Raw genomic sequence first — 22768 nt, forward strand, 5'->3', positions numbered from 1 at the left:
CGGCGCGACTCCTCAAGAGTTGCGCCGGGGGTGGGGGCGGGTTTCGGGTCGTCGCCCCGGGGGCGGGGGATGTGATCTAGGCTCACGTGTCATGGCCACTGACGGGACCAACTGGGCCGGCAACGTCACCTTCAGCGCGGCACGGCTGCATCGCCCGTCCTCGGTGGACGAGCTGCGGGCCGCCGTCGCGGGGGCGCGACAGGTGCGGGCGCTGGGCACCGGGCACTCGTTCAACCGCATCGCGGACACCCCGTACGACCTGATCACGGTCGCTCGGCTGCCGCGGGTGGCGGAACTGGACCGGGCGCGCTCGACCGTGCGGGTCTCGGCGGGCACCCGCTACGGCGAGCTCGCGCCCTACCTGCACCGGCACGGGTACGCGCTGCACAACCTGGGTTCACTGCCGCACATCTCCATCGCGGGGGCGGTCGCCACCGGCACCCACGGTTCCGGGGACCGCAACGGCAACCTGGCCACCGCGGTACGCGGCATCGAGCTGGTCACCGCCGACGGCGACCTGATCACCGTCGACCCGGCCGAGCTGCCGGGCAGCGTGGTGTCGCTGGGCGCGCTGGGTGTGGTGACCGCGCTGGACCTCGACGTGGTGCCGACCTTCGAGGTGCGCCAGCACGTCTACGAGGACCTGCCGCGCGCCGCGCTGGAGGAGCACTTCGACGAGGTGTTCGGTGCGGCGTACAGCGTCAGCCTGTTCACCCGCTGGCGCGGGCCCGACATCGAGCAGGTGTGGCTCAAGCAGCGCGCCGACGCCGAGCCGCTCGGCGCGGACCTGTTCGGGGCGCGGCCCGCCGACGGCGCGCGGCACCCGATCGTCACCATGTCGCCGGTGAACTGCACGGCGCAGCAGGGCGTGCCCGGCCCGTGGCACGAGCGGCTGCCGCACTTCCGGCTCGAATTCACCCCCAGCGCGGGCGACGAGCTGCAGTCGGAGTACTTCGTGCCGCGCTCGCGGGCGCTGGCGGCGTTCGCCGCGCTGGACGAGATCGCCGACCGGATCGCGCTGGTCGTGCAGGTGTCCGAGATCCGTAGCATCGCCGCGGACGAGCTGTGGCTGAGCCCGGCATACGGCCAGGACAGCATCGCGTTCCACTTCACCTGGATCGCCGACGAGGCCGCGGTCGCGCCCGTGGTCGCCGCCGTCGAGGACCGCCTGGTCCCGCTGGGCGCACGGCCGCACTGGGGCAAGGTCTTCGGCATCGACCCCGACCTCGTACGCGCCCAGTACCCCCGCCTGCCCGACTTCACGGCCCTGGCCGCCCGCCTCGACCCCGCAGCCAAGTTCCGCAACCGCTTCCTCGACCGCCACCTGCCCACGCGCTGATCTTCCGCCCCCGCACCGGCCCCACGCCCCCGCCCGACGGGTGCCACCCGCAGAGCCGCTGATCACGGCGCCAGGGTGGAGACACGCCGTCGAACACGTCCGTAAGTTCATGATCAACGGGGTGGGTGGGTGGGTGGGTGGGTGGGTGGGTCAGGCGCCGATGGCGGACTTGACCTTGGCGATGGCGGCGGTCTCGGTGTCCTTGACGCCGCCGGAGGCGTTGGCGACCTGGTCGCAGGCGGCGGTGATGACCGTGCGGAACTCGGTCAGGTCCTGTGGCGACTTGGCCTGCAGGATGCCCGCCGACTGCTGCAGCGCGGTGAGCACACCGGACTCCAGCTCGGCCGGCGAGCCCTTGGGGATCTCGGGCAGGCCGCCGGACTTGAACACGCTCTGCAGCTCGGGTGACGCGCCGGCGAGCGCCTTGGCGCCCGCGATGCTCTCCTTGAAACTCGCGAAGAAGCCGGGGTCCGCATGGGACACGAGGAAGACTGCGCCGAAGGCCGCGGTACGCAGGGTCTGGCGCTCTTGATCGGTGTATTCCGTCATGCGGCACATTCTGGGCGAAGCAAGCCCAGTCCTGCGGCCATTTCACCGCTTTTGCCTCAGCCGTTCAGTTGACCTTCTAGGGTCGAGGAAGAGTGTCCAGCACCGAGTACGGGGGTAACGGGAAATGGCAGTCGACCTCAACCAGATCATGAAGCTGATGAGCGACCCGCAGATCCAGAACCTGCTCAAGGGCCTGTTCAGCCAGATGAGCGGTGGCGGCGGTGGCGGCGGTGGCGGTCAGCCGAACCTCAGCGGTCTGGTGGATCAGCTGAGCAAGTCGGGCCTAGGCCCCCAGGTGCAGTCCTGGATCGGCACCGGCAAGAACGAGAACGTCACCGGCGCGCAGCTGCAGCAGGCACTGGGCGGCGGCACGCTCGAGCACGTGGCCCAGGAGGCCGGCACCACGCCGCGCCAGGCCGCCGACGACCTCGCCAAGGTGCTGCCGGAGATCGTCAACCAGGCGACGCCGCAGGGCCAGATGCCCGACCCGCAGCAGCTCCAGCAGATGATGGGCAAGCTGTTCGGCCAGTGACCCACCGGCCGCACCAGCGACCGCCTGCACCAGCGCCCGCCCGGCCCCGCCGGGCGGGCGCCTTGCCGCCCGCCCCCCCACCCCGTCCCCGAGCCGCAACTCTTGAAGAGTCGCGGCATCGGAAGGTCCGGGAGGCCGCGACTCGTCAAGAGTTGCGCGGCGGGGGTGGGCCGGTGGCGGCGCGGGCGACCTGGATCAGGCTGGCGTGGTGGCGTTCGGCGTCGTAGGCGGGGCGGCCGCCGCGGGCGCCGAACAGGCGCTTGCGGTAGACGAGAAAGACCACGGCGCCGATGTTGATCAGCAGGGCGGTGACGCGCACCCAGGTGACGCGCTCGATCAGCTCGTACACCTCCAGCGGGATGAACGCCGCGGTGGCGATCGCGGCCAGGTACTCACCCCAGCGGCGCAGCAGCCACAGCCCGGTGCCCTCGGCGAGCTGGAGCAGGCCGTAGCAGGCCAGGCCGGCGGCGATCCAGGTGAGCGTCTGCGGCCGGGTGGCCAGCGCGGTGCGCACCAGGTGCACCAGCGGCGACTCGGCGAGGTTCCAGTGCAGCCGGTCGGCCAGCGGCTGGAGCAGGGGCAGATCCTGGTCGAACGCGATCTGCACGGCGGGCTGGGCGCCGCGGAAGCGCCAGACGGCGTACGCCCCCAGCAGCAGGAGCCCGCCACGGAGCGCACGCTCGACCGCCAGGGCCCGCAGCACCACGGCGTCGCGCAGCAGTTGCCCGCGCAGCGGCACGGGGGCCTCGTCGGCGGGGCCGGCGGCCCGCGGCGAGCCGGGCACGTAGTCCCCGCAGCGCAGGCAGCGCCAGGCCGCTCCGTCGACGGTGTCCACCCGCAGGTGATCACGCAGTGCGGGCTCGTCCGGGGCGTAGGTGAGGTGGTGCCGGGCGCAGGCCAGCAGGTTCCAGTCCATAGCGCTCCTGCCTGAGTCCCGCTCTCAGGTTATCCGGTTTCGCACCGTTTCAGGTCGATTGGTCATGAACCAGGGAGGCGCGAAATGTCCGTATTCCCATCGTCCGAAAGTACTACATCAACACAGCCTGAATGCATGGACTAGGGCCTCGACCTGCGCCTTCGTAGCGCTCAACAGTGGTCCCGACCACTATTCGCAGGTGGGCAGCGGTCGATCGCCTTTCTAGGATCGGCGAATGCGTGGCAACGGAGCACACGAGCAGCGCGGAGTCGGCCGTCATCGAGCGGCAACCCGCCAGAATCCCCTGACCAGTCCCCTCAAGTCCCTCGCGGAGGCGATCAGCCGGCTCAAGTCGGCCGACTCGCGCAAGCTGATGGCAGTGACCGGCCTCGTCGGCGCCCTGGGCGCCGCCACGGTCGGCGGAGTGGCGGCCGGCGCCGGCGCACCCGAGCACCAGGTGACCCTGCAGACCGCGAGCGCCAGCCGGGCCGTGGCCGATCAGGCCGCGACGCGGTCGATGGACCGCGCCGCGACCACCGCGACCAAGCCGGTCGAGGCCGCAGCCCCGAAGGCAGCGCCCCAGGCCGCCCCGAAGGCCGCAGCCCCCAAGGCAGCGCCCAAGGCCGCCCCGAAGGCAGCGCCCAAGATCGCCGCGAAGCCGAAGGCCGCCAAGCCCAAGGCCGCGAAGCCGAAGGCCGCCCCCCAGCCCGTCCTGCGCCCCGTCGCCGGGCTGGACATGACCCAGATGCGCAACGCCCAGGCGATCGTGCAGGCCGGTCAGCAGCTGGGCCTGCCCAAGCGCGCCTACGTCGCGGCGATCGCCTGCGCGATGCAGGAGAGCCAGCTGTACAACCTGGCCAGCACCGTGTACGCGGAGTCGTACAACTACACCAACCAGGGTGAGGGCTCCGACCACGACTCGGTCGGCCTGTTCCAGCAGCGCCCGACCTCCGGTTGGGGCACCGTGCGCGACCTGATGCAGCCCAAGTACGCGGCGACCCAGTTCTACAAGGCGCTGGACAACGTCCAGGGCTGGCAGGACATGCCGCTGACCCTGGCCATCCAGGCGGTCCAGGTGTCGGCCTTCCCGTACCACTACGCCAAGCACGAGACCCGTGCCCAGGAAGTCGTGGACGCCCTGACCCGATAACCGCACGCCACCGCGGCGGTCGTCATCGCCCCGGCTGTCCGGACCGATCGGTCCCGGACGGCCGGGGCTCTTCCCTGCCCGGCGGCAGCGGGGCCAGGTGGAACCGGGTGATCAGGTTCGCCAGGATGGTGCGCAGCGCGGACAGGGTGCGGGCGCGGTCGCCGCCGCCGTCGTGCAGCAGCACGATCGAACCCGGGGCGGCCTGCCCGGTGACGTCCGCCGCGATGCGGTACGACGGCCCGTTCTGCCAGTCGTGCGGGTCGACCCGCCAGTGCAGCGAGGTCATGCCCAGCCGCCGCGCGGCCGCCGCCACGGTGGCCGTCCAGTTGCCGCCCGGCTGGCGGTAGTACGAGATCCGCGCCGTGGGCGCCGCCGCGACCAGCGCGGCGCTGGTGCGCTTCAGGTCGGCGAGCACCGTCGGCTCGTCCCGCAGGCCCAGCCACACGTCGTGGCTCCAGCTGTGGTTGCACAGCGTGTGACCGTCCGCGACGACATCGCGTACCAGCTGCGGATACTTCGCGGCCTTGGCGCCGATCATGCAGAAGGTGGCCCGTACCCCGTAGTCGCGCAGCAGCGCCAGCACCTGCGGCGTCCACACCTCGTCCGGGCCGTCGTCGAAGGTGAGCGCGACCTCGGGGGTGCCGGTGGTCAGCCGACTGCCGAACGGGCCGCCTTTCTCGGCGGGCAGCGGGGGGCGGTCGGGCCCGGTGATCGGCTGGGGCCGGGGCGGCAGCGGCGGCAGCGCGAGCCGGGCCTTCGGGCCGACCCGGTCACGCGGGGTCTTCGGCGCGTCCGACCGGTCGCCAAGCCCGGTCCGGGACCGGCTGCCGGCGAGGTGTCCGAGCAGGAATCCGCCGACGAGGATGACGACGACCAGCACCAGCGCGGTGACGATCGCGCGCCGGCGGTTCCCGGGTGCCGATCCGGCACGCATGACTCCTCCTGCGGCCTACGTACCAGCACCATACCAAAATGCCTAAATAGGTCGTATGGCTTCAGCGGGTGCCGCGGACCAGCGGGAACGGCAGGGTCTCCCGGATGGACCGGCCGGTGAGCAGCATGACCAGCCGGTCGACGCCGATGCCGAGACCGCCGGTGGGCGGCATGGCGTATTCGAGCGCCTGCAGGAAGTCCTCGTCCAGTTCCATCGCCTCCGGGTCGCCGCCCGCGGCCAGCAGCGACTGCTCGGTGAGCCGGCGGCGCTGCTCGATCGGGTCGGTGAGCTCGGAGTACGCCGTGCCCAGCTCGGTGCCGAAGGCGACCAGGTCCCACCGTTCGGCCAGCCGCGCGTCGACGCGGCTCTGCCGGGTCAGCGGGGACACGTCGGTCGGGAAGTCCTTGTAGAACGTCGGCATGACGGTCTTCTCCTCGACCAGCCGCTCGTACATCTCCAGCACCACCGCGCCGCGGCCCCACTTCGGGTCGTACGGGATCTTCGCGTCGTCGCAGAGTTTGCGCAGCTTCTCCACGTCGGTGTCGGCGGTGATCTCCTCGCCCAGCGCGGACGAGATCGCCTCGTCGACGGTGCGCACCGTCCAGTCCCCGGAGACGTCGTGCGGCTGCCCGTCGTGCATGATCACGCATTCGCCGTTGGCGGCCCGCGCCGCCGACTGCACCACCTCGCGGGTCAGCGTCAGCATCGAGTCGTAGTCGGCATAGGCCTGATAGGCCTCCAGCATCGAGAACTCGGGGTTGTGCTTGTAGTCCACGCCCTCGTTGCGGAAGGTGCGGCCCAGCTCGAACACCTTCTCCACGCCGCCCACGGCCAGCCGTTTCAGATACAGCTCGGGCGCGATGCGCAGGTAGAGGCGCAGGTCGTAGGCGTTGATGTGGGTGGTGAACGGGCGTGCGTTCGCGCCGCCGTGGATGCGCTGCAGGATCGGCGTCTCCACCTCGATGAAGCCGCGGTCGCGCAACGACTGGCGCAGGCTGTGCACCGCCGCGCTGCGCGCCCGCAGCAGCTCGCGCGCCGTGCTGCTGGTGATCAGGTCCAGGTAGCGCTGGCGGACCTTCGCCTCCGGGTCGCTCAGGCCGCTGTGCTTGTCCGGCAGCGGGCGCAGGCACTTTCCGGTGATCTCCCAGGTGTCCACGTGCACCGACAGCTCGCCGCGCTTGGTGGTGACCACCTCGCCGGTGACGCCGACGTGGTCGCCGATGTCGATCGCGTCGGTCCACGCCGCGACGTCCCGGTCGATCATCAGTTGCAGGTCGCCGTCCCAGTCGCGGATGGTCGCGAAGGCGATGTGGCCGTGGTCGCGCAGCAGCATCACCCGGCCGGCCACCGACACCCGGTCGCCGGTGCGCGTGTCGGCGGGCGTCTCCGGGTGCCGCTCGCGGATCTGCCCGCAGGTCGCGGTCGGGTGGAAGCCCACCGGGTACGGGTCGACGCCGGCAGCGCGCAGCCGTTCGAGCTTGGCCAGGCGTACCGCCATCTGCTCGGTGACGCTCTCGTCGTGCGCCGCACCGGCCAGCTCGGCCGGCTCCGCGGGCGCGGGCAGGCCCTCCAGCACGGGTGCCGCGGTCGCGTCCAGCGCGGCCACCGGCGTGCCCGGCACGGTCAGGAAGCCCTCCGCGATCGCCGAGGCCAGACCGACCTTGGCCAGGTCGCGCCGCTCGCCGAAGCACAGGTAGCGCGGCACCCACTCCGGCTGGTACTTGATGTTCGACCGGTACAGCTGCTCCAGCTGCCACCACTTGGAGAAGAACATCAGCACCCGCCGCCACAGCCGCAGCACCGGCCCGGCGCCGATGCGGCCGCCCTCCTCGAACACCGCCCGGAACACCGCGAAGTTCAGCGACACCCGTTCCACGCCCAGCTTGGGCGCCGCGTTCATGAGCGCGGTGACCATGAACTCCATAACGCCGTTCTCGGCCTCGTGGTCGCGGCGCATCAGGTCCAGCGACAGGCCGCGGCGGCCCCACGGGCTGAACGACAGCATCGAGCGCACGATGCCGTCCCGATCCCGGGCCTCGACCAGCACGCACTGCCCGTCGTTGGGGTCGCCGAGGCGGCCCAGCGCCATGGAGAAGCCGCGCTCGCTGTCGGTGTCGCGCCACCGGGTGGCCAGTTCCGCGATCTCCTTCATCTCGTCGGCCGGGATCTCGGCATGCCGGCGCACCGTCGAGGTGTAGCCGGCCCGCTCGACCCGGTTGACGGCCTGGCGCACCTGGCGCATCTCCCGCCCGTCCAGCGAGTACCGGTCGGTCAGCAGGATCGCCTCGTCACCGAGCTCCAGGACCTTCAGACCCGCCTTGTGGTACGCCGTGGCGCCCTCCTCGCTGGCGCCCATGGCCGCCGGGGTCCACGCGTAGCTGCGGGCCTCCTCCAGCCACGCGGAGATAGCGGCGCCCCAGGCCTCCGGGTCGCCGACGGGGTCGCCGCTGGCCAGGCTCACCCCGTTGACCGGGCGGTAGGTGACGGCGGCCTTGCCGCTCGGCGAGAAGGTCACCAGCTTGTCGCGCCGGGTGGCGAAGTAGCCCAGCGAGTCGCGCTCGCCGTAGTGGTCCAGCAGGCCGCGCACCTTCACCTCGTCGGCGGGCTCCAGCACCGCGTTGACCTGCTGCGAGCGCAGCAGCGTGAACAGGGCCGCGAACACCGCGATCGCGCCGAACAGGCCGAGGACGAAGTTGACCCAGCCGGGTGCGGCGCCGTCGCGGGTCACATCGAACTCGAACGCGCCGCCGAGCACCTTCTCCGCGGCGTACGCCAGCTGCTCCCCGGCGTCCGAGCCGAGCGTGCCGGGGAACGCGGCGACCAGGCTGTAGCCCAGGCCGATGCCGACCGCGGCGACGCCCGCGAAGACCGCGAGGGCTTTCCACACCGCGCCTTTGCGGATCCGGGCGTAGAACTGCTCGCGGGCCAGGAACAGGATGACCAGCGCCGCGACGCCGACGACCACCGCGATGCCGGTGGCCACCCGGCCCCAGCCGCTGAACAGCGGCACCCCGGCATCGTCGACGAGCTCGCCCTCGGGCACCAGCGTGATCACGCCGAGCGCGAGCACGCTCGATCCCACGTCGATGACCAGGTAGACGATCATGGTCCACCAGGCGATCTTCTTGCGCCGGGCGGTGGCCGCGGCGAGCACCGCCATGAACGCCGCGTACGCGAGGTTCGCCGGGACCGGGATCAGCACGTCGTCGAGGATGCGGCGCACCGGCTGGGTGCTGTGCCCCAGGGCGCCGCCGACCGCGGCCAGCGCGCTGATCGCGGCGATGCAGGCGATCAGGATGGCGAAGACGCGGGGCACCTTGTCGCGCCAGTTCCGTCCGTTCGCGCGGGTCGCCGCGTTTGCAGCTGGTGGAGCCACGTGCCACCTCGTCTCGTCGGCGAAGTATCCGGGCCGTCAACACGAACATATGGCACTCACTACACTTAACGCAGCAAATACGATGAAAGCTCAGGTATGGAGGCGGGGGTGGGACGGTGTCCGACTGGTTCCACCGCACGGTCGTGGAGACCGGCCGGCTGCCCCTGTTCTGCTTCTTCGCCGGGGTGATCTTCGGGTTCGTCTTCATCCGCTGCTCGGTGCGCATGATCCGGGCACAGGTGAAGTGGTGGCCCGGCAACGTCACCCCCGGCGGCGGCCTGCACATCCACCACGTCGTCTTCGGCGTGGTGTTCATGCTGGTCGCAGGCGTGGCCGCGCTGGTCGTGCCGGACGAGTACGTGTTCTGGCGGTCGGTGCTCGCCGCCCTGTTCGGCATCGGCTCGGCCCTGGTGCTCGACGAGTTCGCGCTGATCCTGCACCTGGAGGACGTGTACTGGTCGGAGAAGGGCCGCACCTCGATCGACGCGGTGTTCGTGGCGGTCGCGGTGACCGGGTTGCTGGTGCTGGGCATCCGACCGGCGGGGATCGACTCCCTGATGCTGCGCGCCGCCGCCGCGGGCGGGGTCGGCTGGGTGATCGCCGGTGCGATCGCCTCCACCCACCTGGGGTTGGTGCTGCTCACCCTGGTCAAGGGCAAGATCTGGACCGGGCTGATCGGCCTGTTCGTCCCGGTGCTGCTGATCGTCGGTGCGATCCGGCTGGCCCGCCCGCACTCCCCCTGGGCGCGCTGGCGCTACCTGCGGCCGACCCCGCGAGCCCAGGCGAAGCTGGCCCGGTCCACGTGGCGGGAGACCCAGCTGCGCCGACCCGCCATCAAGGCGAAGATCTGGTTCCAGGAGCTGTTGGCCGGACACCACGACGCTCCCCCACAACGGTGAGGCGGGCCTATATGGTGCAACCACCGTCGTCAGTGGAGGAGCAGCCCAAGGTGCGCCGTGCTCACGTCATCGCCGCCTGGGCGGTCTGCACCCTGCTGGGCGGCCTGCTGCTGGCCCTGCCCGACGACGGGCCCCGCCTGATCTCGTTCAGCGACGCGCACGGCCCCGGCCTGCTCGACACCGTCGGCGCGGTGCTGGCCCTGGCCGGATCCGCGCTGGCCTGGTGGTGGATCTGGCGGGACCGCCGTCGGCTGGCCGCCGCACCCCTGTGGTGGCAGGTCACCGCGCCCATCGCGGGCGGCCTCGGGCTCGGCCTGGTCGTCGCGTCGGTGCTCGGCGACTTCGCGCTGTGGTGGGCGGTCGGGGCACTGCTCGTCACGCTGGTGCAGGTCGGGCTGTTCGTCTCGGTCAGCGGCATCGGCGCGCACCGGCCCACCCGGGTGCGGGTCACCGGCTACGTGACGCGCGGCGCCAACGACGCGCTGGAAGTGCTGATCTTCGAGTATCCGAGCACACCCGGCACGCACCTGCCCGGCGGCGGCGTCGAGCGGGGCGAGCTGCTCAACGACGCGATGGTGCGGGAGACGTACGAGGAGACCGGCGTGTCCGGCGCGCTGTCCGTGCTCAGCGTCGTGGGCGTGCAGAGCGGCCGGTTCGCCGACACCCGCCGGCCGTACCTGAACGTCTACTTCCACCTGCGCACCGACGACGACCGCGCCCAGTGGCGGCACACCGTCATCGGCGACCCCGGCGTCTGGGACACCGGCCTGGTCGTCACCTGCCGCTTCATCCCCCTGGCCAAGGCCCGCGAGCTGCTGCGCGACACCGGCAACACCCAGCACGCCTTCCTCGACCTGCTCGCCGTCCCCGCCACGAACCCCCTTTCCTGAGCCGCCCGCCGGTACGATCCGGCCGTGGCATCCCCTCATGACCGTTTTCCGCTGCTGTTCGCCCCGCAGCGCTGGGAGTGGGCCGGCGTCGACTGCCGGTTCTCCACGACCGCGCCCGAGGACCGGCTCGTCACCAACGTGCACGTCGTCGGGTTCGCCGGAGACCGGATCGTGCTCTGCCGGGACGAGCGGGACGTGTGGTTCCTGCCCGGCGGCACCCGCGAGCCCGACGAGACCGTCACCGAGTGCGCCGCCCGCGAGCTGCGCGAGGAGGCCGGCGCGGTGCTGCGCGGCCCGCTGCACGTCATCGGCGCGCATCACGCGGTGTCCGACCTGCCCGCGCCCTACCGGCCGCACCAGCCGCACCCGGAGAAGGCCTGGCTGTGGTGCTTCGCCGAGGTGAGCATCGAGGGCGCACCGGACAACCCCGACGACGGCGAGACCGTCCTGGAGGTGCGCGCCCACGCCCTCGACGAGGCCCGCCGCCTCCTCCTCACCGACGCCCCCTGGTACCCCGAGCTGGTCACCCTCGCCGCCGAACAGCGCACCACCGGCACCGCCCCGCCGCTGTGATCCTGCCGGTCCCGCAGTTTCGGGGAAAGTGCGCGTAAGGGGACGTCGATTCCTGGATTTTCCCCGAAGCTGCGGGAACCGCATGGCGCCAGCGCTCGGTCGATGCGGCGGCCGGGTCGGGCGGCCGGCGTGGTTGAGCTGCGGTCAGGCGTGGTTGGTCGCGTCCACTGGGCGCAGGGGCACGACGAGGTAGCGCAGGTCGACGCCTGGCTCGGGTGACGCGGCGGTGAACGCGGTGGGCCGCAGCGCGGACTGGATCTCCAGGCGCGCCTGGCGGCCCGCGAACGGGCGCAGCGCGTCGAGCAGGTAGCGGGCCTGGTACTGCCGGGTCAGCCGGTCGCCCAGCAGGTCGGCCTTGAGCGTCTCGGACGACTCCCCGGCCAGGGGGTCACTGCCGCGCACGCACAGCTCGCTGTCGCCGAGTTCGAGGGTGACCGCGCCACGCGGCCCGGCGTAGTGCGCCGCGCGGCCGACCGCGGCGGCCAGCTCGTCGGCGTCCACCCGGACCGTCGCCTCTGCCTGCGCCGCCAGCAGCTGGTCGAGCTGCCGGTCGGGGAAGGCGACCGCCAGAGAGGTTGTGCCGACCGTCCAGCCGGGCCAGGACAGCGCGAACCGGCCGTCCTCGGCGTGCAGCCTCACCTGGGCCGAGCGGCCCGCCTGGCGGCCCAGCTCGGCCACCAGCGCCGCCGGGACCAGCACGTCCAGCTCCGCGCCGGGCTCCGGTGACCAGGCCGGCCGCGCCGCGGCGAGCCGGAAGCGGTCGGTGGCCAGCATCGAGACGACCGCGCCCGCCGAACGCATGCGCACCGCGGTGAACAGCGGCAGAGCGTCCTCGCGGGAGGCGGCGCCGGCCACCGCGGCGGCGGCCCGCCAGTCCGCGCCCGCGAGCACGCCCACCGCGGCGGGCGCCTGCGGCGGCCGGGGGAAGGTGTCGAGGTCGAGCCGGGGCAGCGCGAAGCGGGCCCGGTCGGTGCGCACCGCCAGCCGCGCGCCCTCGGTGCACAGCCGCAGCTGCGGGGCGTCGAGCGTGGCCAGGGTGTCGGCCAGCGCGCGCCGCGACACCACCGCCTCGCCGTCGGTGTGCGCGGTGGCGCTCACCCGCACCCGCGCCCACGCCTCGCCGTCGGACGCCGCCAGCTCCAGCCCTTCGGCGTCGGCCCGCAGCAGCACCCCGGCCAGCGCGGGCTGGTGCGCCCGCACCGGCAGCAACCGCAGCAACTGCGCCGCCGCCTCGGCCAACGGCCCCGTCCCGACACTCACGTCCAACGCCATGCCCGCACGCTAACCACCGGGTACGACACCGCACCGCCGTCACCGGACCTGAGCGGTCGCGCCGCGCCACACGGGTCGAGATCGTTCGACTTGCCTGGCAAGTGGGCGGATGCGGGCTCAAGATACGCACGATTGCCAGGCAAGTCGGATGACCTTGCACGCACCGCGCCGCACCGGCGGTGCGCGGCGAGGCGGGTAGGGTGCGCCAGGTGGACGAGACGAGCCGGCGGGCGGTGGACGCGGCGGTGCGGTGGCTGGACACGCACCACGGCAGCGGACCGCAGCAGCAGACCATGCGCATCCTCAAGGTGACCGAGGAGGCGGGCGAGGCGGCCAGCGCCTGGATCGGCGTGCAGGGCCAGAACCCGCGCAAGGGCGTCACGCACACGCCCCGAGAGGTCGCCGACGAGCTGGCCGACGTGGCGCTGGCGTCGTTCGTGGCGATCCGCAGCCTGGGCTTCGACCCGGCGGAGGTGCTGACGGCCAAGGCCGCCAAGGTGCTCGACCGGATGGCCGCACACGGAGGGACCTCTGCCGGTGTCGATGCGTGATCATGCGGGTGGTTCGCTCGTTGCACCTCCGTAGCTCCCTCGACGCACGGAAGTGAGCGCGATGATGGTGATCAAACGGCGTTCGCTGCTCGGCGGTGCGGCCGTGGCGGGCGGGCTGTTCGCCGCCGGTCCCTTCAGCGGCTTCCTCGCCCGCCAGAGCGCGCCGCCGCAGCCGCCGACACGGATCAAACTCGCGCCGACCGCAGACCTGCGCGACGGCGTGGCGCGGCTGTGGGTGCCCGAGGGCTTCGCCTACCGCTCCTTTCACGACACGGAGTGGCCGGTGGTGCTCGACGACGGCTCCCGGCTGCCGGGCAGCCACGACGGCATGGGCGCGTTCCAGGCGCCGGGCGGCAACACGATCCTGGTGCGCAACCACGAGGTCAAGGTCACCGGGTCGGCGTTCGGGCCGGGCCACGTCACGTACGACCCGGCGGCCGGCGGCGGCGCGACCACGACCGAGGTGACCCGGTACGGCGAGGTGGTGCGCTCGCACACCAGCCTGAGCGGCACGCACACCAACTGCTGCGGCGGGCGCATGCCGTGGGGCACCTGGATCAGCTGCGAGGAGACCGTGCACGGCCCGGACGTGGCCGGGTTGGGCAACTACCAGCTGCGGGAGCGGCACGGCTTCATCTTCGAGGTGCCCGCGCAGGGCACCGTCGAGCCGCGGCCGATCATGGCGGCGGGCCGCTTCGCGCACGAGTCGGTGGCGTACGACCCGGCCGGCGGCGCGCTCTACCTGACCGAGGACAACTTCGCCTTCGCCAGCTGCTTCTACCGGTACCTGCCGCCGCGTGCGCCGGACCCGCTGCGCACCGACGGGCGCGGCATCGCCGACGGGGGCCGGTTGCAGGCGCTGGCGGTCAAGGGCCGCCCCCGCCTGGACCTCGCCGCCGCGCAGGAGCCTGGCGCGGTCTTCCCGGTCACCTGGGTCGACATCGACGACCCGGCGCCGAGCTTCCCGTACACCGCGGGCGTGCCCGCGCCGACGAGCGAGCACAAGGCGCTGCGCCACGTGGGCGACCAGGGCCGCGACGGCGGGGCGGCGCTGTTCTCGCGCCTGGAGGGCTCGACCTTCCGGCAGGGCGTCGTCTTCTTCACCTCCACGCAGGGCGGCGGCCGGCCGGAGAAGGACGACGGGCCCTTCGACAGCGGCTACGGCAACGGCCACGGCCAGGTCTGGGCCTACCACTGCGCGGAGGAGGTGCTCCGGCTGGTCTACCAGTGCCCGGCCGTCGACGGACTGGACTTCCCGGACAACATCACCACCAGCCCCAACGGCACGCTCATCCTGTGCGAGGACGGCGCGAACAACAACTACGTGCGCGGGCTCACCCGGCACGGGCAGGTGCTCGACATCGCGCTCAACCGGCTCACCAACCGCGCCGGGGTGTCCCGCGAGGCCGACGAGTTCGCCGGCTGCGCGTTCAGCCCGGACGGGCACACGCTGTTCGTGAACGTGCTGGCCATACACGGGATGACATTCGCGATCTGGGGGCCGTGGGCGAAACTCGGGATCTGAGCGCGGCGCACGCTCAGGCCGGGCGACGGGGCCGGAAAACTGCTATGTGCGCAGGTCCAATTGCGAGATCATCGAGGTATGGGCACTCTGCCACAGCTGTCGACCAACCTCACCCTTGATGACTCCGACACTCCTCGGGACGTCGTCGACGCGATGATCCTCGCCCCGTTCAGCACGGGCGAGCAGCCGTACGCCCACACCGCCCGCCTGCCCCGCGTCCGCAAGGACGCCAACCTGCTGCCGGAGGAGGGGCGGGTGCTGCGCGTGGCCACCGACGACGGCCTGCGCAGCCACCTCGCCGCGGGCGACGGCTGGACGCTGCGCGCCGCACGCTGGCGCGGCGGCGTCGCCGAGGTCACCGTCACCGCGACCACCGAGGAGCTGGCGCTGCGCATCCTCGACGCCGCCACGCGCAACGCGCGCGAGGACCACGTCGAGCGCGCCGACACCGTGCCGATGGGCTTCTGGCACCACTCGGCCAAGCGCGGCGCGCAGCGCAGCACCCGGCCGATCACCACACCGTCGTGGGACGCGATCCGGGACAACTACTCCGCCGACGTCGCAGGCTCGCTGGAACGCCTGATGACGCTCACGCCCGACTCGATCAGCGGCCGCCTGCTGCTGCTGCACGGCGTGCCCGGCACCGGCAAGACCACCGCGCTGCGCGCGCTCGCGCGGGCATGGTCGTCGTGGTGCCAGGTCGACTGCGTGCTCGACCCGGAGCACCTGTTCCACGACTCCAGCTACCTGATGGAGGTCGCCATCGGCGACGACGAGCAGGAGGAGCGGCGCTGGCGGCTGCTGCTGGTCGAGGACTGCGACGAGCTGATCTCCTCGGCCGCGAAGGCGTCCAGCGGCCAGGCGCTGTCGCGCCTGCTGAACCTGACCGACGGCCTGCTCGCGCAGGGCCGCGACGTGCTCGTCGGCCTCACCACCAACGAACCGCTGAACAAGCTGCACCCGGCCGTGGTGCGCCCGGGCCGCTGCCTGGCCCAGATCGAGGTCGGCCCGCTGCCCTTCGCCCAGGCGAGCGCCTGGCTGGGCAGCACGGCGGGCCTCAGCTCGTCCGGCGCCACGCTGGCGGAGCTGTTCGCCATCCAGCGCGGCGACCGCGACCTGGTCCAGCTCACACCCGAACCGTCCACCGGCTGCTACCTGTGACCCGGGGGCGTCACCCGACCGCGCCACGCATAGACGCTGGCCTATTACGTTGAATATGATCGCCGATTTTTCATCGTCATAGGCCAGCATCTATTGAAAAGCGGGCGGCGGCGAGCGACGCCTGCGCGACGGCCGACTCGGCGCCAACGGAGTGTTCAGAGCAGCCGGCTGCGGCCCCAGCCGCGGTTCATGCGCCAGGCGGCGTACAGGCCTGCGACCAGCGCGACGAGCAGCAGCACGCCGACGCCGTGCAGCACGGCGTCCGGGTCGCCGGTCGCCGCGCCGCCCAGCGCCTGCAGCGCCCAGTAACCCGGCGACGCGGGCGCGACGGCCTGCGCCCACCCGGGCAGCAGCGACAGCGGCACCATCGCGCCGCCGAGCGTGGACAGCAGCAGCGCGCCGAGATCGTTGACCGCGCCGAGCTCGCTGTGGCTGCGTACCATCATCGCCGCGGCGGCGCCGAGCAGCAGCAGCGTCACCGCCCAGGCCAGGGCCGCCAGGGCCAGCAGGTCCGGGCGGGCCACCCACAGCCCGAGCGCGACCACGCCGTACCCGAGCACCACCGCCTGCTGGGCGAGTAGCACGCCGCCGAGCGCGACCGCCTTGCCGGTCAGGATCTGCCACGGCGACGCGGGGGTGGCCCGCAGCCGGTCCAGGGTGTGCCAGGAGCGTTCGGTGAGCAGCGAGCCGCCGACGATGGACAGGCCCAGCAGCGAGAACAGCACCAGCATGCCGGTGACCGCGTGGGTGGTGCCCTGGTCGCCGATGGCGGCGCGGTAGAGCGGCCGCAGCACGGTGATCATCACAGGCGGCATGCCGATGCGGCTGATCACCGCGCCGGGTTCGGCCGCCAGCAGGGCCAGGTTGAGCCGGACGAGGGCGAGGCTACGCATGGTCGACCGCCAGGGCATGGTAGAGGTCGTCGAGGGTCTCGTGCCCGACCCGCAGCTCGTCCTGGCTGCCGCGGGCGATGACCCGCCCGACCCGGCAGACCGCGAGCGTGGCCCCGAGCTCGACCAGTTCGGGCAGGTAGTGGGTCGTGTAGAGCACTGCGGCCCCGGCGGCGGCGTGCGAGCGCACCAGGTGCAGCAGCGCGGCGCGGGTGCCGGGGTCGGCGCCGGTGGTCGGCTCGTCGAGCAGCAGCAGCGCGGGCCGGTGCAGCATCGCGGTCGCGGCCTGGGCGCGCCGGCGCTGCCCGCCGGAGAGCAGGCCGACGGGCCGCCGGAGCACGTCGGTGAGGCCGAGCGCCTGCGCGGTGTCGTCGATCGCCCGGCGCAGGCCGCGCCCGCGCAGCCCGGCCAGCGCGCCGAACAGGCGCAGGTTGTGCTCGACGGTCACGGACAGGTAGAGCGCGATCTCCTGCGGGGCGAGTCCGACGAGGTGGCGGGCGCGGGCGGGCGCCAGGCCGCCGACGGTGACGACGCCCGCGTCCGGGCGGGTCAGGCCGGTGATGACCTCGACGAAGGTGCTCTTGCCCGCGCCGTTGTGGCCGATCAGGCCGCAGATCTCGCCGGGCGCGACGGTGAGGTCGAAGCCGTCCAGGGCGGTGACCGGGCCGTACGCCTTGCGCAGGCCGGACGCGTACAGCATGCCGCGCCTCCTTTGTGATCTACGCTGTATAGATCTACACTGTAGAGCATGGCGGAACTGGGTGTCGAGGCCCGGCGGCGGGAGATCCTGACCGCCGCGCTGGCGCTGGCCGACGAGCGCGGCCTGGACGCGCTGTCCATGCGCGCGGTCGCGGCCCGGGTCGGGGTGACGCCGATGGCGCTGTACCCGTACGTCGGCAACAAGGACGCCCTGCTCGACGGACTGGTGGACCTGATGCTGGCCGAGCTGCTGCCCGCGGCGGGCACTCCCGGCGCGTGGGACGTGCGGCTGCGCGCCATCGCCCACGCGGGCCGCGCGCTCGCCCACCGGCACCCGGCCGCTTATCCCCTGCTGCTGTCCCGGCCCGCGGTCACGCCCGACGCGGTGCGCCTGGTCGACGCCCTCTACCGGGCGCTGCTGGACGCGGGCGTGCCGGCGGCGCAGGTGCCGCGGCTGGAACGGCTGGTCTCGACCTATGTGCTCGGCTATGCGATCGGCGAGATCACCGGCCGCTTCGCGCCGGCCGACCCACGCCGGCACGCACGGGCCACCGCCGCGGGCGGCGCCGCGCCCGCGCATCAAGAGCTTTCGGGGGTACTGGCACAGCCGCCCGACTGGGACACCGAGTTCACCGCCGGCCTCGACGACCTGCTGCACGTCATCACCAGCCACGCCCACGCCCACGCGACCCGAGGCGTGCCCGCGGAGCAAGCGGCCGCGGCGCGGCCCGCCACCACGCGCGACCGGCCGATACGCGGCTCGGCATCCCGCTGACCCGCCGGCCCCCGAGCGATGATCACTGTTTCGTGTCAGATCGTGGGGCACGACCAAAGCTTTCGACACCAAGCCGCGATCACCCGCGGCGCGCCCGCGGTCCCCCGTTAGGAAGGTGCCCTTCCGCTACGCATAGCGATGGCAAGGTGCCCTTCCTTTCGGTGGGGCGCTTGGCGGGGGTGCGGGAGTCTGCCATCGTTGGGCCGTGACCGTGTCCGACAGTGCACCGCAGTTGCCGCAGCCGTCCCATGTCGCGCTCGCCACCAGGCGGTGGGCAGATGCGCTGGTGGACGACTCCGGGCGTAACCAGCTGGCGTACTACCGCGATCTGCGGGCCGGGACGTTGCGGCTCGACGACGCCCGACCGGAGGCGGTGACGGTGCTGACGGCCGGGCGCACCGTCACGCTGCGTCAGTTGTTTCCGGACGACGTCGCGCACGCCGACGCGATGCGGCGCGCGCGGACCATCCGGACCCGGATGCGCACGCTGGCCGAGGAGCGCGGGGTCGACGTCGGTTACCTGGCCAGCGGGATCGCGAGCTGGTGGGAGGCCGACCGCACGCCGCGCTCGCCGGTGCTGCTGCACCGGCTGACCGTGCGCACCACGTCGGCCGCGGAGACCGACTTCGCGCTGACGCTCGATCCGGAGCCGACGGTCAATCCGGTGCTGCTGTTCAAGCTGTTCAAGGAGCACCGGCTCGACCTCGACCCGGAGACGCTGCTCGACGCGCTGCCGGAGGGGCCCTACGATCCCGCGCCGCTGTTCGAGCAGCTGGCCAAGGCGGCGCAGGACGTGCGCGGTTTCACGGTCAGCCCCGAGCTGCTGGTGGGCACGTTCCTCTACGAGAAGCTGCCGATGGTCGCCGACATCACCGAGCACGGCGAGCTGCTGGAGAGCAGCGAGGTCATCGCCGCGCTGGCGGGCGACCCGCGGGCGCTGAGCGAGCTGTACGCCACCGCGCCGGTCGAGGCCGACGCGCCGGACCGGCTGCCCCCGGCCGACGAGTTCCTGGTGCTGGACGCCGACTCGTCGCAGAGCTACGCGGTCAACGCCGCGGTCGCCGGGCACCACCTGGTGGTCAAGGGCCCGCCGGGGACCGGCAAGAGCCAGACCATCGCAAACATGATCATGGCGTTGGCGGCACGGGGGCGCACGGCGCTGTTCGTCGCGGAGAAGCGCGCCGCCATCGACGCGGTGCTGGACCGGCTGAACCAGGTCGGCCTCGACGACCTCGTGCAGAACCTGCACGGCGACCACAGCAGCCGCCGCGAGCTGGCGCGGGCACTGGACTCGCGGCTGCAGCGGGCGCGCCACGAGACCCGGCCGACCACCGAGGACACCGACCGCAGCCTGGTCGACGCGCGCACCGCGCTGTCGGCCCACCACGCCGCGCTGCACACCAGGCACGACCCGTGGGGCCTGTCCATGTTCGAGCTGCAGTCGCGGCTGCTGGGCATCAGCCCGGCGGACATGACCCCGCAGCGCTGGTCCGGCGACGACCTGGCCCGCCTCGACGCGCCGACCGCGGCCCGGCTGCGCGCCGCGGTGACGGAGCTGGCGCAGCTCGGCGCGTTCGACCCGGAGCCCGGCCCGGGGCCGTGGGTCCGCTCGACGATCCCCGATCGCGCGGCCGCGCAGTCGGCGTACGCGCTGGCCGCGCAGGCCGCGACCACGCTGGCCCCGGCCCGGCAGCAGCTCACGGCGCTGGCCGCGCAACTGGGCCTGTCCGTGCCGGGCACCCTGAGTTCGGCGCAGAAGATGGCCGCGCTGCTGTCCGAGGTGGACGCCACGCTGCGGCGGCTGCGGCCGGAGGCGTACTCCGCCGATCTCGCCGCCTGGATCACCGCCTCCGCGACCGGTCCCGAGCGCGGCGGCATGGGCTTCTGGCAGCGCCGCAAGGTGCTCAAGCAGATCCGGGCGCACTGGCTCGCGCCCGGCCGGCCGAGCACCGCGGAGCTGCACGGGGCCGCCGTCGCCGCGGCCGACGAGCTGACCCGCTGGCGCGTGGTCAGCCGCGACGGGCAGCCGCCGCGCACCAGCCCGGCCGCCGCCCCGGCGCTGGCCGCGTTCGCCGAGTTCGCGGGCGCGCTGGAGGCGCTGCGCGGCAACGTGCCGGTCGACAACGACGACCTGGGGCTGCTGCAGCCGGAGCTGGACCGGCTCGCCGGCGACCAGGCCGACCTGCTGCGCACCGCGCGCCGCAACGAGCTGGCCGCGTCCCTGGTGGAGTGGCGGGGCCGGCGGCTGCTCGACGAGCTCGCCGCGCGCGCCGTCGGCGGGGACACCGCGCGGGCCGGGGCCGCGTTCGACCACGCGTGGCTCAGCTCGGTGCTGGAGCACGTGCGCTTCACCGACGAGCACCTGTCGACGTTCCACGGCGCGGCCCTGCACGCGGCGGTGACCGAGTTCCACACCGCCGACGCCGCGCACATCACCGCCGCCGCGCAGCGGGTGCGGCACCTGGCCGCCCGCAACCTGATGGCGGTGCTGGACGAGTTCCCCGAGCAGCAGCAGCTGGTGCGCCGCGAGGCCGCGAAGAAGGCCCGGCACCTGCCGGTGCGGCGGCTGTTCGAGCAGGCGCCGGACGCGCTGACCGCGCTCAAGCCGTGCTGGGCGATGAGCCCGCTGCTGGTCAGCCAGGTGCTACCGGCCCGGGTCCTGTTCGACGTGGTCATCTTCGACGAGGCCAGCCAGGTCGAGCCGGTCGACGGCGTGCCCGCCATCATGCGCGGCCGCCAGGTCGTGGTGGCCGGGGACGAGCACCAGCTGCCGCCGACCAACTTCTTCCAGCGCGCCGACGGCGACGCCGACACCCCCGACGACGGCACCGCGCTCGGCGACGACGTCGAGTCGCTGCTGCAGGCGTTCGCGCACACCCTGCCGCTGCCGCAGGTGCGGCACCTGGCCTGGCACTACCGCAGCCGCGACGAGCGGCTCATCGCGTTCTCCGACCGGCACGTGTACAGCCCGAACGGCAACGCGCTGACCACGTTCCCGGGCGCGGACGCCGGGGACTGCATCAGCCACGTGCTGGTCAGCGGCGAGGCCGACCCGGACGCGTCGGCCGAGAGCGGCAGCGCCGAGGTGCGCCGGGTGGTGGAGCTGATCCTCGCCCACGCCGCGCAGCGGCCCGCCGAGTCGCTCGGCGTCATCACCATGGGCATCACCCACGCCGAACGGGTCGACGCCGCGCTGCGCCGGGCGCTGGCCACCCGGCCGGAGCTGGAGCCGTACTTCTCCGAGCACGGGCACGAACCGTTCTTCGTCAAGAACATCGAGCGGGTGCAGGGCGACGAGCGCGACGCGGTGATCCTGACCGTCGGCTACCCGAAGGGCCTGGACGGGCGGATGCTGTACCGCTTCGGGCCGCTGAACACCAAGGGCGGCCACCGGCGGCTCAACGTGGCGATCACCCGGGCCCGCCGCCGGATGACCGTGGTCAGCTCGTTCACCCACCTGGACATGGACCCGCAGCGGCTGCGCGCCGAGGGCGCGGTGATGCTGCGCGACTTCCTGGCGTACGCCTCCTCCGGTGGCCGCCGCGAGACGCTGGCCACGGTCACCGCGCCGGCGCTGAACCCGTTCGAGGCCGACGTGCTGGCCAAGCTCACCGCGGCGGGCATCCCGCTGGTGGTGCAGCACGGCGTCGGCGGGCACCGCATCGACTTCGCCGCCACCCACCCGGACGACCCGGAGCGGCTGGTGCTGGCGATCGAGGCCGACGGGGCGTCGTACCACGCCTCGCCGACCGTGCGCGACCGCGACCGGCTGCGCCAGCAGCACCTGGAGCGGCTGGGCTGGCGCTTCCACCGCATCTGGTCCACCGACTGGATGCGCCAGCGCGAGGTGGAGATCGCCAAGGCGCGGGCCGTGTACGACCTCGCGGTGTCGGAGTCGGCCGGGCTGCCGATCGACACCGTGGCCGAGGGCGTCACCCTGCGGCTGCCGTCGGCGACCGCGCGCAGCGCCCCGAAGCCCGAGCTGCCGCCGGCCGCGCAGATCACCGAGGTGCCGCGGCAGACGCTGGTGGACCTGATCCGCTGGATCGAGAGCGACGGCCTCAACCGCACCGAGGACGAGGTCGTCGCCGAGGCCACCACGCAGCTGGGCTTCACTCGCCGCGGCCCGCGCATCACCGAGGCGCTGCGCCAGGCCCGGCGCGAGGCGGTGGGCGGCGAGCCTACTTCTTGACGGCGGTGCGCAGCACGTCGCGCACCGCGTCGAGCATGGGGATGGAGTCCAGTTCGGAGGCACTGTGCCAGCTGGGCTCCACCATGATGCCGTCGGGCTGGGGGCGCAGGTCGCCGCCGAGCACGGTCACGCCGTAGAGCATGAACACGCCGTGGAAGTCGATGCCGCCGGTCAGCTGCCGGTGGTCGGAACCGACCTCCAGCAGCCCGTCGACCCGCACCTCCAGGCCGGTGGTCTCGGCGAACTCGCGCACCACCGTCTCGGCCGGGTGCTCGCCGTGCTCGATGGTGCCGCCGGGCGGCATCCACTTGCCCAGGTCCCCGTGGGCGCTGCGGCCGATCTGCACGAGCAGCACGGTGTCGCCCTCGCGCGCCAACCCGTACGCCGAGACCCGCTGCCACTGCCTGACCATCGTCACGATGAGAAAGCCTGCCATGTTCTCGCGCGGTCGCACAGATGGTCGAACCGCTGATTCGCCACTCAGAGCGCTTCTTCCTGCTCACACCCGCCGGAATTGGCATCGGCCGGGACTGCCCCGCGTCGCG

19 protein-coding genes are annotated in these 22768 nt (G+C 73.0%); 11 read left to right on the forward strand and 8 right to left on the reverse strand.

Annotated features, from left to right (window positions below):
- Positions 1 to 91 precede the first annotated feature (91 nt).
- Complete coding sequence (locus HAV39_RS18360; RefSeq protein WP_191840435.1) at positions 92 to 1339, forward strand: FAD-binding protein; 1248 nt, start codon at positions 92 to 94, stop codon at positions 1337 to 1339.
- Positions 1340 to 1489: 150 nt separating this feature from the next.
- Here the strand turns inward: HAV39_RS18360 and HAV39_RS18365 are convergent, their stop codons facing one another.
- The gene (locus tag HAV39_RS18365; RefSeq protein ID WP_120319987.1) at positions 1490 to 1888 is read right to left on the reverse strand and encodes a hypothetical protein; all 399 of its coding nucleotides are present in this window, start codon (positions 1886 to 1888) and stop codon (positions 1490 to 1492) included.
- Between the two features lie 124 nt (positions 1889 to 2012).
- Here HAV39_RS18365 and HAV39_RS18370 point away from each other — a divergent pair, with 124 nt between their 5' ends.
- Entirely contained in the window at positions 2013 to 2420 is a 408-nt protein-coding gene (locus HAV39_RS18370; protein WP_120319986.1) for a YidB family protein, read from the forward strand.
- A 145-nt stretch (positions 2421 to 2565) separates the two neighbouring features.
- Here the strand turns inward: HAV39_RS18370 and HAV39_RS18375 are convergent, their stop codons facing one another.
- Positions 2566 to 3336 carry a DUF2127 domain-containing protein gene (locus HAV39_RS18375; RefSeq protein ID WP_191840436.1) on the reverse strand — a complete coding sequence of 257 codons (771 nt, stop codon included), beginning with the start codon at positions 3334 to 3336 and terminating at the stop codon, positions 2566 to 2568.
- 235 nt (positions 3337 to 3571) lie between these two features.
- Between HAV39_RS18375 and HAV39_RS18380 the strand changes: the two genes are divergently transcribed.
- Positions 3572 to 4486 carry a hypothetical protein gene (locus HAV39_RS18380; protein ID WP_191840437.1) on the forward strand — a complete coding sequence of 305 codons (915 nt, stop codon included), beginning with the start codon at positions 3572 to 3574 and terminating at the stop codon, positions 4484 to 4486.
- A gap of 22 nt (positions 4487 to 4508) precedes the next feature.
- On the opposite strand, the gene HAV39_RS18385 is transcribed toward HAV39_RS18380, so the two are convergent.
- Positions 4509 to 5420 (reverse strand): polysaccharide deacetylase family protein, encoded by a 912-nt coding sequence (locus HAV39_RS18385; protein ID WP_191840438.1) that lies wholly within the window; start codon positions 5418 to 5420, stop codon positions 4509 to 4511.
- A 61-nt stretch (positions 5421 to 5481) separates the two neighbouring features.
- Positions 5482 to 8796, reverse strand: a complete 3315-nt coding sequence (gene lysX, locus HAV39_RS18390) for a bifunctional lysylphosphatidylglycerol synthetase/lysine--tRNA ligase LysX (RefSeq protein WP_191840439.1) — start codon at positions 8794 to 8796, stop codon at positions 5482 to 5484.
- A gap of 116 nt (positions 8797 to 8912) precedes the next feature.
- Here lysX and HAV39_RS18395 point away from each other — a divergent pair, with 116 nt between their 5' ends.
- Genes HAV39_RS18395 through HAV39_RS18405 form a run of 3 tightly spaced genes read left to right on the forward strand, consistent with a single transcriptional unit; the run spans position 8913 to position 11158 of the window.
- On the forward strand, positions 8913 to 9695 hold the full coding sequence (locus HAV39_RS18395) for a hypothetical protein (RefSeq protein WP_191840440.1): 783 nt from the start codon (positions 8913 to 8915) through the stop codon (positions 9693 to 9695).
- A gap of 11 nt (positions 9696 to 9706) precedes the next feature.
- Positions 9707 to 10585, forward strand: coding sequence for an NUDIX domain-containing protein (locus tag HAV39_RS18400; RefSeq protein WP_191840441.1), 879 nt, complete (start codon positions 9707 to 9709; stop codon positions 10583 to 10585).
- 24 nt (positions 10586 to 10609) lie between these two features.
- Positions 10610 to 11158 carry an NUDIX hydrolase gene (locus HAV39_RS18405; protein WP_191840442.1) on the forward strand — a complete coding sequence of 183 codons (549 nt, stop codon included), beginning with the start codon at positions 10610 to 10612 and terminating at the stop codon, positions 11156 to 11158.
- Between the two features lie 144 nt (positions 11159 to 11302).
- Here the strand turns inward: HAV39_RS18405 and HAV39_RS18410 are convergent, their stop codons facing one another.
- Complete coding sequence (locus HAV39_RS18410; RefSeq protein WP_203736695.1) at positions 11303 to 12430, reverse strand: DNA polymerase III subunit beta; 1128 nt, start codon at positions 12428 to 12430, stop codon at positions 11303 to 11305.
- Positions 12431 to 12639: 209 nt separating this feature from the next.
- On the opposite strand from HAV39_RS18410, the gene HAV39_RS18415 reads away from it, so the two are divergent.
- From HAV39_RS18415 to HAV39_RS18425, 3 genes are all read left to right on the forward strand, one after another.
- On the forward strand, positions 12640 to 12981 hold the full coding sequence (locus HAV39_RS18415) for a MazG-like family protein (protein WP_191840443.1): 342 nt from the start codon (positions 12640 to 12642) through the stop codon (positions 12979 to 12981).
- Positions 12982 to 13042: 61 nt separating this feature from the next.
- Positions 13043 to 14506, forward strand: coding sequence for a PhoX family protein (locus tag HAV39_RS18420; RefSeq protein ID WP_203736694.1), 1464 nt, complete (start codon positions 13043 to 13045; stop codon positions 14504 to 14506).
- 78 nt (positions 14507 to 14584) lie between these two features.
- Complete coding sequence (locus tag HAV39_RS18425) at positions 14585 to 15667, forward strand: DUF5925 domain-containing protein (RefSeq protein ID WP_120319977.1); 1083 nt, start codon at positions 14585 to 14587, stop codon at positions 15665 to 15667.
- 155 nt (positions 15668 to 15822) lie between these two features.
- Here HAV39_RS18425 and HAV39_RS18430 read toward each other — a convergent pair whose 3' ends face one another.
- Positions 15823 to 16560 carry an ABC transporter permease gene (locus HAV39_RS18430; protein ID WP_191840444.1) on the reverse strand — a complete coding sequence of 246 codons (738 nt, stop codon included), beginning with the start codon at positions 16558 to 16560 and terminating at the stop codon, positions 15823 to 15825.
- Entirely contained in the window at positions 16553 to 17257 is a 705-nt protein-coding gene (locus HAV39_RS18435; protein WP_191840445.1) for an ABC transporter ATP-binding protein, read from the reverse strand. The genes HAV39_RS18430 and HAV39_RS18435 overlap by 8 nt, the downstream gene beginning before the upstream one ends.
- Positions 17258 to 17305: 48 nt before the next feature.
- Between HAV39_RS18435 and HAV39_RS18440 the strand changes: the two genes are divergently transcribed.
- On the forward strand, positions 17306 to 18031 hold the full coding sequence (locus tag HAV39_RS18440; protein ID WP_191840446.1) for a TetR/AcrR family transcriptional regulator: 726 nt from the start codon (positions 17306 to 17308) through the stop codon (positions 18029 to 18031).
- A 205-nt stretch (positions 18032 to 18236) separates the two neighbouring features.
- Entirely contained in the window at positions 18237 to 22223 is a 3987-nt protein-coding gene (locus HAV39_RS18445; protein WP_191840447.1) for an AAA domain-containing protein, read from the forward strand.
- Here the strand turns inward: HAV39_RS18445 and HAV39_RS18450 are convergent.
- Positions 22213 to 22635, reverse strand: a complete 423-nt coding sequence (locus HAV39_RS18450; RefSeq protein WP_230690074.1) for an NUDIX hydrolase — start codon at positions 22633 to 22635, stop codon at positions 22213 to 22215. The genes HAV39_RS18445 and HAV39_RS18450 overlap by 11 nt on opposite strands.
- Between the last annotated feature and the right edge of the window lie 133 nt (positions 22636 to 22768).

This window comes from Catellatospora chokoriensis, from assembly GCF_011297315.1.
Lineage (GTDB): Bacteria > Actinomycetota > Actinomycetes > Mycobacteriales > Micromonosporaceae > Catellatospora > Catellatospora citrea.